Here is a 15,102-nt window from a genome sequence, read left to right as displayed (position 1 = left end):
GTCAAAAATCCTTGCAAAGGCGCAGCGCGTCGTAGATCGCGCCGTGAATGTTGTGCATCGAGATGCAGTCGCCGACCCGGAACAGCAGGAAGCGGCCATTGCCGAGTTGCTCGTCCAGACACGGCTGCGGTTCGGACGCGAACAGCTTGTGCACGTCCAACTGGCCGCGATTGACCGATTCAGTCTTCAGCTTCCAGTAAAGCTGATCGTTCGGCGTACTGCCGTTTTCGATCACCACCTGATCGACCGCGCGTTCTTCCTGCTCCTCGGTGTACTCGTTGCGGATCACGGCGATCTTCTTGCCGTCCTCTTCGTACACCTTGTCGAGCCAGTAGTTCGGCGTATGGATCACGCCTTGCGCGTACAGACGGCGATAGAAGATCGGGAATGTGGTGCCGCCGACGTCGTCGGCAACCTTCACGTCGGGCGTGACGATCTCCACGTTGCCGCCACGGCTCGCGATGAAATCCGCGACGCCCGCGCCCGCATGCGTGCTGACGCCGTCGTACACGAGCACGTTTTTGCCCGGCTCGACCTTGCCGGCCAGCACGTCCCACGAACTGACCGCGAGCCCCGCGTCGACACCCCACGCCGCGACCTGCGAAGTGAACGCCGAACCGCCGGTGGCGAGCACGACGATGTCGGGCTTCTCGGCCATGATGGCCCGCTCGTCGGCGGCGACACCGAGGCGGCGGTCCACGCCGAGGCGCTTCGTCTCCATGTCGAACCAGCGCACGATGCCCGCCATCTGCTCGCGCTGCGGCGCTTTCGCCGCCAGCATGATCTGGCCGCCGACGTGATCGTTCTTCTCGAACAGCACCACGTCGTGACCGCGCGACTTCGCGACGCGCGCCGCTTCGAGCCCCGCCGGCCCCGCGCCGACCACGACGACTTTGCGCTTCGGTCCGCGCGACTTCGCGATCACGTGCGGCATCGTCGCTTCGCGTGAGGTCGCGGCGTTCTGCACGCACAGCACGTCGAGCCCGTTGTACTGACGGTCGATGCAGTAGTTCGCGCCGACGCACTGCTTGATTTCGTCCTCGCGGCCATCGCGGATTTTGATGACCATATGCGGATCGGCGATCTGTGCGCGCGTCATGCCGACCAGATCGACCATGCCGCTCGCGAGCAGCCGCTCGGCCTGGCCCGCGTCGCGAATGCTTTGCGCGTGCATCACCGGCACCTTGACGACCTGCTTGATACCGGCCGCCAGATGCACGAACGGCTCGGGCGGCAGCGCCATCGGCGGCATGCAGTTGGCGAGCGTGTTGTGGGTGTCCGCGCCGGAACCGATCACGCCGAGATAGTCGATCAGCCCGCTCTCGCTCATCGCCTGGGCGATTTCCTTCAGTTGTTCGTGATCGAGCCCGTCTTCATGAAATTCGTCGCCGCACATGCGCAGGCCGACGCAAAAGTCGGCGCCGACCGCCGCGCGCACCGCCTGCAATACTTCGACGCCGAAACGCAGGCGGTTTTCGAGCGAGCCGCCCCATTCGTCGGTACGGAAGTTGGTACGCGGGCTCCAGAACTGGTCGATCAGATGCTGGTGGGCGGCCGAAATTTCGATGCCGTCCATGCCCGCATCCTTCACGCGCTTCGCGGCCGCCGCGAAGTCGCCGATGATGCGGCGAATCTCCTCGACCTCGATGATCTTCGCGTTGCCGCGATGCACCGGTTCGCGCACTCCCGACGGCGACATCAGATGCGGCCAGTGCTCGCCGTGAAACGCCGAGCGGCGTCCCATGTGAGTGGCCTGAATCATGATCTTCGCGCCATGCGCGTGCATCGCTTCGGCGAGCCGCGCGAGCGGATCAACGATCTTGTCGGTGGCGAGATTCACCGACTTCCACCAGCCTTGCGGGCTGTCGATCGACACCGGGCTCGACCCGCCGCACACGGCGAGTCCGACGCCGCCCTTGGCCTTTTCCTCGTAGTAGCGGATATAACGGTCGCCGGGCAGGCCGCCCGGTTCCGCGTACACCTCCGCGTGCGCGGTACTGACGATGCGGTTGCGCAGCGTCAGCTTGTTCAACGTGAGCGGCTTGAAAAGGTTCGGGTAACGCATCGCGATCGACCTCGGAATGCTCGGATTAGATTGACGCCAGCGGCGACACTTCGAATACGCAGTACTCGTGTCCCTCCGCCGCGCAGCTTGCTTCTTTCGATTGCGACGGCGGGCCCTTGCGCGCGCCCTCGGGCGCGGTGTCGTTGACCCAGTCCATCGCGCCCGCGAACCAGCCGGCGAACATGTAGCAAAGCTTGCCGGTCTTGCCCGGTTGCGCGAGCACGAACGACGAGTGCCGTAGTTCGATCCGCGCATGCGAGCTCGCCGGATCGGCCTCGATGATCCTGAACAGGCCCCAGCCGCGCTGCGACAGACGGTTCAGGTAGTGCTCGAATACCGCCATGCCGGTGAGGCCATGCTGTTTCGCTTCCTTCTCGCACCAGAAATAGGCGGACTTGTAGCCGGCCTTGTAGAGAATCTCGGCGTACGTGTCGCGGCCGAGCGCTTCCTCGACGGCCACGTGGTTGTTGGTGAAGAAATGACGCGGCACGTAGAGCATCGGCAGCGCGTCCGTGGTCCAGACGCCGGTGTCCGGATTCACATCGATGGGCAGTTGAGGTTGCATGTGGGGAACTCCGTTTCTATCCGCTATAAAAAGGCTCACACCTTCCAGACTTCGCCGAACACCCGTACCCAGTTTTCGCCCATGATCTTGCGGATGCGCGTCTCGCTCCAGCCGGCGCGTTCCATCGCGGCGGTCAGGTTCGGAAACTCGCCGATCGTGCGAATGCCTTCGGGATTCACGACCTTGCCGAAGTTCGTCAACTGGCGATAACGGCCCTTGTCGTGCGTGATCCAGTCGAAGAACTCGGTGCTGTAGCCCTGTGTGAAATCGGTGCCGATTCCCACCTGGTCCTCGCCGATCACGTTCACCACATACTCGATCGCCTCGAGGTAATCTTCGACGGTCGCATCGGGACCGCGCTTCAGGAAAGGCGCGAACATCGTCACGCCGACGAAGCCGCCCGCATCGGCGATCTCCTTCAGCTGCTCGTCGGTCTTGTTGCGCGGATGCTCCTTGAGGCCCGACGGGCAGCAATGCGAATAGCAGACCGGTTTCTTCGACGCCGCGATCGCCTCCGACGAGGTCTTGCCGCCCACATGCGACAGATCGACCATGATGCCGACGCGGTTCATCTCCTGAATCACTTCGCGCCCGTAACCCGACAGGCCGCCGTCGCGCTCATAGCAGCCGGTGCCGACGAGGTTCTGCGTGTTGTAGCAAAGCTGCACCACGTTGACGCCGAGATCTTTGAACGCTTCGATATAGCCGAGGTTGTCCTCGAACGCATGCGCGTTCTGAAAGCCGAAGATGATGCCGGTCTTGTTCTCTTTCTTCGCACGCAAGATGTCGTCGGTGGTGCGCACCAGCGTGAGAATCTCGCTGTATTCGCGGATCTGCTGCTTCATTTCGGCGATGTTGTCGACGGTCTTCTGGAAGCTTTCCCAGACCGACACCGTGCAGTTCACGGCGGTCACGCCGCCCTTGCGCATGTCCTCGAACACCGAGCGCTCGAACTTCGAAATGTTCAGCCCGTCGATGATGATGCTGTTCTCGTGCAGTTGACTCATCGTTTGCTCCACGCGTATTCAGTAGATGGGAAAGCGGTCGCACAGCGCGAAAATCTCGCGGCGCACACGTTGTTCAGTTGCGGCGTCGCCTTCGGGGGACGCGCGCAGCGCATCGAGCACCTCGACGATCAGACGCCCGACCTCGCGAAACTCGCTGACGCCGAAGCCGCGCGTGGTGCCCGCCGGCGTGCCGAGACGAATGCCGGACGTGACCGTCGGCTTCTCCGTATCGAACGGAATGCCGTTCTTGTTGCAGGTGATGCCCGCGCGCTCCAGCGCCTGTTCGACCTGATTGCCCTTGAGCCCCTTCGGCCGCAAATCGACCAGCAGCAGATGGTTGTCGGTGCCGCCCGTCACCAGATCGACGCCGCCCGCTTTCAGCACGTCGCCGAGCGCCCGCGCGTTCGCGAGCACGCTGTCGATATAGGTTTTGAAGCCCGGCTGCAGCGCCTCGCCGAACGCGACCGCCTTGCCGGCGATCACGTGCATCAGCGGGCCGCCCTGCAAGCCTGGGAACACGGCGGAGTTGATCTTCTTTGCGATCTCTTCGTCGTTGGTCAGCACGAAGCCGCCGCGCGGACCGCGCAAGGTCTTGTGGGTGGTCGACGTGACCACGTGCGCATGCGGGACCGGATTGTCGTGACGGCCGGCCGCGATCACACCGGCGATATGCGCCATGTCCACCATCAGCTTCGCATCGACGCCGTCGGCGATTGCGCGCAGCCGTGCGAAGTCGAGCGCGCGCGGATAGGCGGAGAAGCCCGCGATCAGCAGTGTCGGTTTGTGCTGTTGCGCCAGTTCCTCGATCTGCTCGTAGTCGATCAGCATCGTGTCGCGCCGCACGCCGTACTGCACCGCGTTGAACCACTTGCCCGACAACGCGGGCCTCGCGCCGTGCGTCAGATGCCCGCCTGCGTCGAGCGACATGCCGAGCACCGTATCGCCCGGCTTCGTCAGTGCGAGCATCACCGCGCCGTTTGCCTGCGCGCCGGAATGCGGCTGCACGTTGGCGAACTTCGCGTCGAACAGTCGCTTGATACGATCGAGCGCGAGCGTCTCGATCTCGTCGACGTATTCGCAACCGCCGTAGTAGCGCTTGCCCGGATACCCTTCCGCGTATTTGTTGGTCAGCACCGAGCCCTGAGCGTCGAGTACGGCGCGCGACACGATGTTTTCCGACGCGATCAGCTCGACTTGCGACTGCTGACGCTCGAGCTCTTTCAGAATGGCGCCGCGCACCGCCGGATCGCGCGCCGGCAGCGAGTCTTCGAAGAAGGGATTCGGGTTCGACATGGAAGGTCCGTAAGAACGTTGACGGGAGGCTGTTGCGGGTTGCCGGCGGATCGCGCCGCCGCTTTGCCGTGGATCTATTCTTGACGGTCGGCCCGCGCGTCGATTTACGAATTCAGACGCGTTCTTTGCCTTTTCCGCCATGCGCGTCCTTTTTCGACAAGTCGGCGCAGTCCGCCTGCGTGGGGCTGCACTACAAGCAGTCTTACTGCGCCGTTCGGGTGCGCCGTACCGCCGTCGCGGCGCCGTTCTGGTGCCGGGAGGAAGCGATTTCATCAGTCGATTGCTTAGCCATTCCATGCTTTGTGCGCAGCATCCAAGGGTTTAGCCTGATGGCACGGTAGTTGCCCTGATATTCAGAATTGAGATAGTCGCCTTCCCCACGGCGACGCGACATTCAAATCAGGATTGCCCGTTCCCATGTCCACCGATCGCACGGCATCGTTGTCGCATTTCGCATTCATGCCGGTTCCCAACTTCACGATGATCGCGTTCACCAACGCGATCGAAGTGCTACGCATGGCGAACTACCTGACGGGCCAGACGCTTTACCGCTGGTCGATCGTGAGTCCCGCCGGCGGGCCGGTCATGGCGAGCAACGGGCTTTCCGTCGATACGGGTCCGGTCGAATGCGTCGGCCAACCCGATATCGTGTTCGTGGTCGGCGGCATCGACGTGCAGCGCTCGACTACCGCCGAGCATCTGTCCGCGCTGCGCCGTTTCGCGCGCATGGGCTGCATGCTGGGCAGTCTGTGCACGGGCACTTATGCGCTCGCGCGCGCCGGTCTGCTGGCCGGTTATGCGTGCGCGATTCATTGGGAAAACATGTCGGCGCTGAAGGAGGAGTTTCCCGACACGCGCTTTCTGAAAGAGCTGTTCGTGATCGATCGGGATCGGGTGACCTGCACCGGCGGCGTCGCGCCGCTCGACATGATGCTGAACCTGATTTCGCCACGCGTCGGTACCGCGCGCGTCACGCAGATCGCCGAGCAGTTCATCGTCGAACACGTGCGCGACACCAGCGCGCAGCAGAAGATGCCGCTGGTCGCGCGGCTCGGCTCGGCCAACAAGTCGCTGTTCGAAGTGATCTCGCTGATGGAGAACAACATCGAGGAGCCGCTGTCGCGCGAGGAACTGGCGCGGCTCGCCGGCATGTCGCAACGGCAGTTGCAACGGCTGTTCCGCGAGCACCTGGGCATGACGCCGACGCATTACTACCTGACGCTGCGCCTGCGGCGCGCACGCGAACTGCTATTGCAGACCGACATGTCGATCATGCACATCACGATGGCGTGCGGCTTCCAGTCGGCCTGCCACTTCTCGAAGAGCTATCGCGATGCGTTCGGCACCGCGCCGACGCGCGAGCGCCGCAGCCAGGCGCCTTCGCTGTCCAATGCGCCAGTGCTGGCGGCTTGATCAATGAAGAGACGCGCTGAACGGCGTACCCGGTCAACGCGTGCGTAAGACAACGCGCTGCGTGGACCGGCAGCCCACCCAGCGCTTCGGTGGCACTCTGGCGGCTGGCGAACCTCAAGCCGCCTTCAGAAGCCCATGCGGGTCGATCACAAACTTCTTCGGCGCGCCGCCGTCGAATTGCCGATAGCCCTCGGGCGCATCGTCGAGCGATACCACCGTCACGTTGACGATATCGGCGATCGGCAAACGATCCCACAGGATCGCCTGCATCAGATTGCGGTTGTACTTCATGACCGGCGTCTGCCCGGTGTGGAACGAATGCGACTTGGCCCAGCCCAGGCCGAAACGCAAACTGAGGCTGCCCTTGCGTGCGGCGGCGTCGGCCGAGCCGGGATCGTCGGTCACGTAGAGGCCGGGAATGCCGATCGCGCCGGCCGCGCGGGTGATTTCCATCAGCGAATTGAGCACCGTGGCCGGGGCTTCCTCGTGTGAGCCGCTGCTGCCGTGACCGTGCGCTTCGAAGCCGACGCAGTCCACCGCGCAATCGACTTCGGGCTTGCCGAGGATCTGCTCGATCTGTTCGCCGAGCATCGCGTCCTTCGACAGATCGATGGTCTGGAAGCCCATCTTGCGCGCGTGCGCGAGGCGCGCCTCGTTCATGTCGCCGACGATCGTGCAGGCCGCCCCCAGCAGGCGCGCCGACGCGGCCGCCGCCATGCCGACCGGTCCCGCGCCCGCGATATAGGCTGTCGCGCCGGGCTTCACGCCGGCCATCACCGCGCCGTGATAGCCGGTCGGCAGAATGTCGGACAGGCAGGTCAGGTCGCGGATCTTCGCCATCGCCTGCGCCGGGTCCGGGAATTTCAGCAGATTGAAGTCCGCATACGGCACGAGTACGTATTCGGCCTGGCCGCCAATCCATCCGCCCATGTCGACATAGCCATACGCGCCGCCCGCGCGCGACGGATTGACGTTCAGGCACACGCCGGTATGCTGTGCCTTGCAGGTCGGGCAGCGTCCGCAGGCCACGTTGAACGGCACCGACACCAGATCGCCGACGCTCAGCGTTTCGACGTCGCGCCCTACCTCGATCACTTCGCCGGTAATCTCGTGGCCGAGCACGAGGCCGACCTCGGCGGTCGTGCGGCCACGCACCATGTGCTGATCGGAGCCGCAGATATTCGTGCTCACCACCTTCAGGATTACGCCATGGCCGATCGAACGGCCACGTGGATCGACCATCTTCGGATAGTCGATCGACTGCACTTCGACCTTGCCCTGCCCCAGATACACGACGCCGCGATTGCTGCTCATTGTCTCGTCTCCATGTTCGTGAGCGGCGCGCCCGCACGCTGCATGGCGCGCCGTTCCACCAGCGTAGCGGCCGCTCGCAGCGGCACCTGTGCCGAACCCGACATGCGTTTGGCCACAACCGACAACGCCGGCATCGCTCGCGCTGCGGCCCACAACTTTTTCTTTACCCCCGCGCAACATATCCTCGTTTGCCAGCGTTTCGCAAAAGCCCGATAGTGCTGCCTCAGCCGAATCGCCGATCCGCCGACTCACACTCCCCGACCGAGGACCCGTTTGCAATGAAGACCCGAGCGCTCAAACTGATAACAACCGCGACGTTCGCGCTGTTCACGCTGTCCGCGATCTCACCCGCCGGTCGCGCGGCCGAGGCCGCCGCCGCGCAACGCCAAGCCACCGTCGATGCGGCGATCCGGCCGCTGATGGCGAAGTACCATATCGCCGGCATGGCGGTCGGCGTGATCGACGACGGCAAGCCCTACGTGTACAACTACGGCGTCGCATCGACGCAAACCGGCAAGCCGGTCACACGCGACACGCTGTTCGAACTCGGCTCGGTCAGCAAGACCTTCACAGCGACGCTCGCGTCGTATGCGCAGCTCGACGGCAAGCTGTCGTTGGCGGACGGCACGGAGCGCTATCTGCCGACGCTGCGCGGCCGGCCGTTCGGCAAAGTGAGCCTGCTGAACCTCGGCACGCACACGCCCGGCGGTCTGCCGCTCCAGGTTCCGGACGACATCCACAACAACGCCGAATTGCTGCAGTATTTCCACGACTGGCAGCCCGCTCATGCGCCCGGCACATTCCGCACCTACTCCAATCCCAGCATCGGCACCCTGGGCCTGATCACCGCGAAAAGCATGGGGCAGGACTTCACAGTGCTAATGCAGCAACGCGTGTTTCCGGCGCTCGGCATGAAGAGCACCTACATCGACGTCCCAGCGGCGAAAATGCCGGACTACGCGCAGGGCTATGCGAAAGACGGTGCGCCCGTCCGGCTGACGGGCGGTGTACTTTCCGCCGAAGCGTACGGGGTGAAGTCGACCGCCGCCGATATGCTGCGTTACGTGCAGGCGAACATGAACCTGCTTCCGCTCGACAGCCAGCTCCAGCGTGCGATCACGGACACGCATACCGGCTATTTCCAGGCGGGCGTGTTGACCCAGGATCTGATCTGGGAGCAGTACCCGTATCCAGTCGCGCTGCCGACCTTGCTGGCCGGCAATTCGGCGGAAATGGTCCGCGACGGCAAGCCGGCGACCGAAATCAAACCACCGCTGCAGCCGCAGCAGAATGTCTGGATCAACAAGACCGGTTCGACCAATGGCTTCGGCGCGTATGTCGCCTTCGTGCCGCAAAAGCGCATCGGCATCGTGCTGCTCGCCAACCGCAGTTTCCCGAACGAGGCGCGCGTGAGCGCCGCGCATCAGATCCTCACGGCGCTGGATGGCGGCGAGCATTGATGGTTTGAGTACGACGGGACGGGGTACGGTCGCGTGCGGCGCGCTCCGTCCCGTGACTTTCATTCCCGCACAGCGGTCAACGCGCTGCGCGCATCGGCTTCGACCGCTTCGGACATGAGTGTTTCCAGCGCCATGCCACGCGTTTCGATCCCGAGTATCCACACCGCCGCCGCGGCGACCACGAAGCACATCGCGCCCAGCGAGAACACTCCGCCCTGTCCGAAGACCGGCAGCACGACGCCCACGACATAAGGACCGATGAGCGAGCCGACCCGGCCGACCGCGGACGCGAAGCCCGATCCGGTCGCCCGCGCGCCGGTGCCGTAAAGCTCGGGGGTGTACGTGTACAGCACCGCCCACATCGAGAACATGAAGAACTGCATTGCGAGTCCGGCACAGATCAGCAGCCCCGGCGTCTGCACATGGAGCGCCGTTTGCCCGTAGACGTAGGCCATCACCGCGCTGCCCGCGAGCGACGCGATACAGGTCGGCTTGCGGCCCCAGCGCTCGACGAGCCACGCCGCGCAGATGAAGCCGGGCACGCCGCCCAGGGAAATCAGCACCGTGTACAGCACGGACTTCGTCACCGCGAAGCCAGCCTGCTGCATCAACGCGCCGAGCCACGACGTCAGCCCATAAAAGCCGAGCAATGCGAAGAACCACAGCGTCCAGACCATGATCGTGCGACGCCGGTACGCCAGGCTCCAGATTTCGCGTAACGCGCCAGTGCCCTTCGCCGCCGCGGGTTCCGCCAGCATCACCGGTGCTGGCAACTGGCTCACGTTCGCCGAGCGCGTCACCTTGGCCTCGATACCGGCGAGAATACGATCGGCTTCCTCATGACGGCCACGATGTTCGAGCCAACGCGGCGACTCGGGCACCACACGGCGGACGATCAGCACGAACACCGCCGGAATCGCGAGCAGCGCGAACTCGCTGCGCCAGCCGAAGTTCGGCAGCACGAAATACGACACCACGCCCGACGTGATGAAGCCGAGCGGCCAGAAACCATCCATCAGCGCAATCAGGCGGCCGCGCGATGCGGCGGGCACGAACTCCGACAGCAAGGTCTGCGCGATCGGAAACTCCATCCCCATGCCGACGCCGAGCAGCACGCGATACAGGATCAGCACATCGACGCTCTGCGCGGTCGAACACAGATACGATGCCAGCCCCCACAGCACCATGCTCCATTGAAACACGGGCCGGCGTCCGAAGCGATCCGCCAGCAGACCCGCCACGGCCGCGCCGAGCACCATGCCGAAGAAACTCGCACTGGCGACGAGCCCCGTCGTCGCGGTCGACAGATGGAACTCGTTCTTGATCGAACCGAGCACGAAGGTCATCGTGGCGAGGTCGACCGAATCGAAGAAGAACGCGATCGCGACGATGATGAAGAGGGTTCGGTGATAGCGGGAGAACGGCAAGCGTTCGAGCCGGGCGGCTGCGCTGGCGCGAAGCGGGAAAGCAGTGGACATGTGATCCCCTCGTGGATACGGCGGTTGACGCGGTGACTTCCGCGTGGATGGGGCAAACTGTGTCCTCAGTAGATGCCGACATAAATCGGCCACATAGAAGAAATGCGTCGTCGGGATGGAACAGAGGCGTCGTGACGCGTCCGCCATGCCGCCAGGTTTCGGCGCTACGTGCGCAGCCGCGCGTGCGCGGCGCTGGCGATCCGCGCAAGCGCCTCTGCGCTCAGACAGGCCGCGACTTTTTCGACGTACGCGTGATGCCGCGCTTCGAGCGGCGCACCGAGTTGCCGTGCGAGCAGATAACGGATCAGCGCGATGCGGCGGTGGCGCAGCGCGATGCTTTGATCGAGCAGCGCGAGCGCGGCACTGGCATCGTGCTCATCGCACGCGCGCGCGGTGAGACGCGCGGTGGCGACCCGGGTCGACGTCATGGCGGAAGACGGGGAAGAAGAGACGGAAAAAACGGCGGCCGGGGCGCGCACACACCGGCCGCCATCGATTGGCAAAGCCCATCGTGTCCCGCTCAGGACATCAACGGCTCGGCGGCGTCGAGCATGATCCTGACGAAGTAGTCCGCGAAGCTGCGGCGCACGACGATGTCGAAACTGTCGGCGCCCGTGGGCAGCAACGTGATCGATGCCTTGAAATAATGGCTCTGCGCGCACTGCCCCACGCCGAATAGTTTCGGATGCAGATCGAGCGGGCAGCCGCGCGCGAGCACGTCGCGCGTCCGGGTGCCCTTGATTTCGAGCACCGTATAGCCGCTGCCGACATCGACCGCCGAGGCGAACACGCCCGCGAACGCCGCCCCGAGCAACGCCAGCAACGGCGCCGTGCGCGTCGCATCATGCGCGGCCTCCGAACGCACGAGCCATTCGTCCGGGCCGAGCCACAGCATGTCGTAGCCGTTGCTGCGCGCGACGGTGTTTGCCTTCTCCGGCGGCTTGCAGCCAATCACCTGTTCCACCGCACGGATGAACGCCGCGTCGCGCATATCGCCACGCACGTTGACGAGTTCGAGAAACGGCCGCTCGCCGAGCCGGAACGCGGCAGTCGCGTTGGCCTGATGCTGTTTCAGCAGGCCATCCACGCCGACCAGCGGCGACTCCTGCCACACGCCGTTCTGCCGCCCGACCTTACGGTCCACGATCGATACCGTTCCGCCTGTTTCATTCCACATGTTGACGTGCTCCTTCGCTGTCGTAGAACACCGGACTCGCGATTTTCGCCGCGATCTGTTTGCCGCTCGCGAGCGGAATCGTGACCGTCGTGCCGATCTTGTCGAGGCCGCCCTTGACGACCGCCATCGCGATCGAGCGCTGCAGAATCGGGCTGTAATAGCTCGACGTGACATGCCCCAGCATCGGCGCGGTATCGCCCTGGAACGGACCAGCGACGATCTGCGAGCCCTCGGGGATCACGAACGATGCGTCTTCCGATAGCAGCCCGACCAGTTGCTTGCGCCCCGCCTTCGCGGTGTCCGAGCGGGAGAGCGAGCGCTTGCCGAGAAAGTCTTTCGACTTCGCAACGAGCCCGCCCATGCCGAGGTCATGCGGCGTCATCGAACCGTCCGTGTCCTGGCCGACGATGATGTAACCCTTCTCCGCGCGCAGCACGTGCATCGTCTCAGTGCCGTACGGCGTGATGTCGAACTCCTCGCCCGCGGCCATCAACGCTTCCCACACCGCGCGTCCGACGTTGGCCGGCACGTTGACTTCATAAGCGAGTTCGCCCGAGAAGCTGATGCGCATCACGCGCGCCGCCGCACCCGCGACCGTGCCTTCGCGATACGTCATGAACGGGAACGCCGCGTTCGCGAAGTCGATGTCGTCGCAAACCTTTTGCAGCACCTTGCGGCTCTGCGGTCCGACCACCGCGAACGTCGCCCAGTGATCGGTGACCGACGCGAGCCGCACGCGCAGGTCGGGCCATTCGGTTTGCAGCCAGCGTTCGAGCCACGTGAGCACACGCGCCGCGCCGCCGGTGGTGGTCGTCATCATGTAGTGCTGATCGGCGAGGCGCACGGTCACGCCGTCGTCGAAGATCATGCCGTTTTCATCGAGCATCAGGCCGTAGCGGCATTTGCCGACTTCGAGCTTGGTCCACGGGTTCGTGTACACCCAGTTCAGCAGCTTCGCGGAGTCCGGGCCCTGAATGTCGATCTTGCCGAGCGTCGACGCATCCAGAATGCCGACGCTCGTGCGCACCGCGAGCGATTCCCGCGCAACCGCCGCGTGCAGGTCCTCGCCTTTCTTCGGGTAGAACCACGGCCGCTTCCAGTTGCCGACGTCCTCGAACGCCGCGCCATGTTCGACGTGCCATTCGTGGATCGCGGTCTTGCGCACCGGGTCGAGCAATTCACCCAGCTCGCGGCCGGCAAACGTGCCGAACGTGACCGGCGTGTAGTTCGGCCGGAACGTCGTGGTGCCGGTCTCGGGAATGGTCTTGCCGAGCGCCTGCGCGAGAATCGCCATGCCGTTGATGTTGCCGAGCTTGCCTTGGTCCGTGCCGAAGCCCATCGCGGTGTAGCGCTTCACGTGTTCGACCGATTCGAAGCCTTCGCGCGCGGCGAGGAAGATGTCGGCGGCCGAGACGTCGTTCTGGAAATCGACGAACTGCTTGGGCCCGCGCGTGGCCAGCTCGCGTCCGCCGACGAGCCACAGCGGCTCCAGCTTCGTTTCGCTCAGTTCGGCGACCTGCACCGGCTTGGGCCGCGCGACGATGTGCCCGGCCGCGCGCGCCGCTTCGACGCCGGCATCGACCGCGAAACGGATGCCCTGGCCGAGCGTGAAGTCGCCCGCGCAGGCGCCGACGCTGGTCTCCGGCTGGACCGCCTTGCCCGGCACGAAGCAGGCCTTGTCGTCATGCCAATGGGCCTTGCCGCCCGACTGCGCGAACAGATGCAGCACCGGGCTCCAGCCGCCCGACATCGCGAGCAGATCGCACGGCAGTTCGCCCTGTTGCGCCGTGATCTGCCCTTTCGCATACGACGCGAGCGACACCGACGCGACGCGCAGCTTGCCATGCGCGGCCGTGACGACCGTGCCGTTCAGCACCTTGATGCCGTGGCGGCGCGCGAGCGCGGGCAGCGTGCCCTTCGATTCACCGGCGCGCGGATCGATCACGCTCACCTGCGCGCCGGCCGCTTTCAGGTCGAGCGCGCATTGATAGCCGTCGTCGTTGTTGGTGAACACGACCGCGTTGCGACCCGGCAGCACCGCATAGCGATGCAGATAGGTCGATACCGCCGACGCGAGCATCACGCCAGGCAGATCGTTATTGCCGAACACGATCGGCCGTTCATGCGCGCCGGTCGCGAGAATCACGCGCTTCGCGCGGATCTTCCACAGCAGTTCGCGGGTGCCCTTGCGTTGCGACACGGGCAGATGATCGGTCAGGCGCTGCGTGACCGTGACGAGATTGTGGTCCTGATAGCCGAACGCTGTGCTGCGGCTCAGGATCTTCACGTCGGGCAACTGCCGCAATTCGTCTTCGATTTTCTGCACCCACTGCAGCGCGGGCTTGCCGTCGATCTCCGCGCCACAGGACAGCAGCGTGCCGCCGAGTTCCGGCTGATCGTCGACGAGCGTCACGCGCGCGCCGGACAAAGCCGCCGCGTGCGCGGCCGCGAGCCCGGTCGGGCCGCCGCCGACCACCAGCACGTCGCAATGCGCGAAGCACTTGTCGTAGCGGTCCGCGTCGCGCTGTTTCGGCGCGGTGCCGAGGCCGGCCGCGTCGCGGATCGCTTCCTCGTACTTCGGCCAGAGTTTGCGCGGCCACATGAAGGTCTTGTAGTAGAAGCCCGCCGGAATGAAGCGCGCGATCTTCTGGTTGATCGCCATGCGGTCCTTCTCGATGCTCGGCTTCGCGTTCACGCTGCTCGCGACGAGCCCCTGGTACAGCTCGACCTCGGTGGCCCGCGCATTGGGCACCGTGTAGGCGCCGGTCTCCAGTTGCACGACCGCGTTCGGCTCCTCGACGCCCGCGGTCACGATGCCGCGCGGCCGATGATATTTCCAGCTGCGCGCGACGAAGTGCAGGCCGTTCGCGAGCAATGCGGACGCGAGCGTATCGCCCTGATAGCCCTGGTATTCGACGCCGTTGAACGTGAAGCTCAGCGCGATCGCGCGGTTGATGCGGCCGCCGGTTGGGAGTCGGTCTTTCTGGCTCATGATGCTTTGCCCTCTTGTGCCTTTGCCTGTGCGTTGGCTGCCTGTGGATCGCTACTGTCTAACGCCAGCAACGGACGCTCGAACGTCTGATAACCCTGGAACGCATAGCTGACGGTGTCGCGCTGCGCCTTGAACCAGCGGCGGCAGCCCTGCGTGTGGAACCATTGCTCGCGATGCACGCCGCGCGGGTTCTTGCGCATGAACAGGTAATCGCCCCATTCCTTGTCGGTCAGCGATTCGGTGTCGAGCGGGCGGGCGATGTCCGCCTCGCCGCCGCAGGAGAATTCGGTTTCGGCGCGGGGACCGCACCACGGGCATTCGATCAGCAACATCTGTGT

General features: G+C 64.7%; 12 protein-coding genes. 2 read left to right on the top strand and 10 right to left on the bottom strand.

Annotated features, from left to right (window positions below):
* Position 1: 1 nt before the first annotated feature.
* Genes AB3X96_RS11755 through AB3X96_RS11740 form a run of 4 tightly spaced genes read right to left on the bottom strand, consistent with a single transcriptional unit; the run spans position 2 to position 4,930 of the window.
* The gene (locus AB3X96_RS11755; protein ID WP_368589857.1) at positions 2-2,065 is read right to left on the bottom strand and encodes an FAD-dependent oxidoreductase; all 2,064 of its coding nucleotides are present in this window, start codon (positions 2,063-2,065) and stop codon (positions 2-4) included.
* A 25-nt stretch (positions 2,066-2,090) separates the two neighbouring features.
* Positions 2,091-2,630 (bottom strand): DUF5943 domain-containing protein, encoded by a 540-nt coding sequence (locus AB3X96_RS11750; RefSeq protein ID WP_368589856.1) that lies wholly within the window; start codon positions 2,628-2,630, stop codon positions 2,091-2,093.
* A gap of 35 nt (positions 2,631-2,665) precedes the next feature.
* Complete coding sequence (locus AB3X96_RS11745) at positions 2,666-3,637, bottom strand: dipeptidase (protein ID WP_368589855.1); 972 nt, start codon at positions 3,635-3,637, stop codon at positions 2,666-2,668.
* 18 nt (positions 3,638-3,655) lie between these two features.
* The gene (locus AB3X96_RS11740) at positions 3,656-4,930 is read right to left on the bottom strand and encodes a serine hydroxymethyltransferase (RefSeq protein WP_368589854.1); all 1,275 of its coding nucleotides are present in this window, start codon (positions 4,928-4,930) and stop codon (positions 3,656-3,658) included.
* A 417-nt stretch (positions 4,931-5,347) separates the two neighbouring features.
* Here AB3X96_RS11740 and AB3X96_RS11735 point away from each other — a divergent pair, with 417 nt between their 5' ends.
* A complete protein-coding gene (locus AB3X96_RS11735) occupies positions 5,348-6,343 on the top strand; it encodes a GlxA family transcriptional regulator (protein ID WP_176381426.1) in 996 nt (331 codons plus the stop codon).
* Between the two features lie 114 nt (positions 6,344-6,457).
* On the opposite strand, the gene fdhA is transcribed toward AB3X96_RS11735, so the two are convergent.
* Positions 6,458-7,657 carry a formaldehyde dehydrogenase, glutathione-independent gene (gene fdhA, locus AB3X96_RS11730; RefSeq protein ID WP_368589853.1) on the bottom strand — a complete coding sequence of 400 codons (1,200 nt, stop codon included), beginning with the start codon at positions 7,655-7,657 and terminating at the stop codon, positions 6,458-6,460.
* A 278-nt stretch (positions 7,658-7,935) separates the two neighbouring features.
* Here fdhA and ampC point away from each other — a divergent pair, with 278 nt between their 5' ends.
* A complete protein-coding gene (gene ampC, locus AB3X96_RS11725) occupies positions 7,936-9,117 on the top strand; it encodes a class C beta-lactamase (RefSeq protein WP_368589852.1) in 1,182 nt (393 codons plus the stop codon).
* Positions 9,118-9,176: 59 nt separating this feature from the next.
* On the opposite strand, the gene AB3X96_RS11720 is transcribed toward ampC, so the two are convergent.
* The 5 genes from AB3X96_RS11720 to AB3X96_RS11700 all read right to left on the bottom strand — a co-directional run bounded on the left by AB3X96_RS11720 (position 9,177) and on the right by AB3X96_RS11700 (position 15,096).
* Positions 9,177-10,595: an MFS transporter gene (locus AB3X96_RS11720; RefSeq protein ID WP_368589851.1), complete on the bottom strand. Its 1,419-nt coding sequence runs from the start codon at positions 10,593-10,595 to the stop codon at positions 9,177-9,179.
* A 164-nt stretch (positions 10,596-10,759) separates the two neighbouring features.
* Positions 10,760-11,023: a hypothetical protein gene (locus tag AB3X96_RS11715; RefSeq protein ID WP_368589850.1), complete on the bottom strand. Its 264-nt coding sequence runs from the start codon at positions 11,021-11,023 to the stop codon at positions 10,760-10,762.
* A 92-nt stretch (positions 11,024-11,115) separates the two neighbouring features.
* The gene (locus AB3X96_RS11710) at positions 11,116-11,772 is read right to left on the bottom strand and encodes a sarcosine oxidase subunit gamma (RefSeq protein ID WP_368589849.1); all 657 of its coding nucleotides are present in this window, start codon (positions 11,770-11,772) and stop codon (positions 11,116-11,118) included.
* Positions 11,762-14,764 (bottom strand): sarcosine oxidase subunit alpha family protein, encoded by a 3,003-nt coding sequence (locus AB3X96_RS11705; protein ID WP_368589848.1) that lies wholly within the window; start codon positions 14,762-14,764, stop codon positions 11,762-11,764. Before AB3X96_RS11705 ends, AB3X96_RS11710 begins: the two co-directional genes overlap by 11 nt.
* Positions 14,761-15,096, bottom strand: coding sequence for a sarcosine oxidase subunit delta (locus AB3X96_RS11700; RefSeq protein ID WP_013091655.1), 336 nt, complete (start codon positions 15,094-15,096; stop codon positions 14,761-14,763). Before AB3X96_RS11700 ends, AB3X96_RS11705 begins: the two co-directional genes overlap by 4 nt.
* Positions 15,097-15,102: the final 6 nt, after the last annotated feature.

The sequence above is a fragment of the Paraburkholderia sp. BR13439 genome (assembly GCF_040948805.1).
Classification (GTDB): Bacteria; Pseudomonadota; Gammaproteobacteria; order Burkholderiales; family Burkholderiaceae; genus Paraburkholderia; species Paraburkholderia youngii.
Note: the sequence above shows the minus strand (reverse complement) of the source record. Positions and strands in the feature narration are given on the sequence as shown.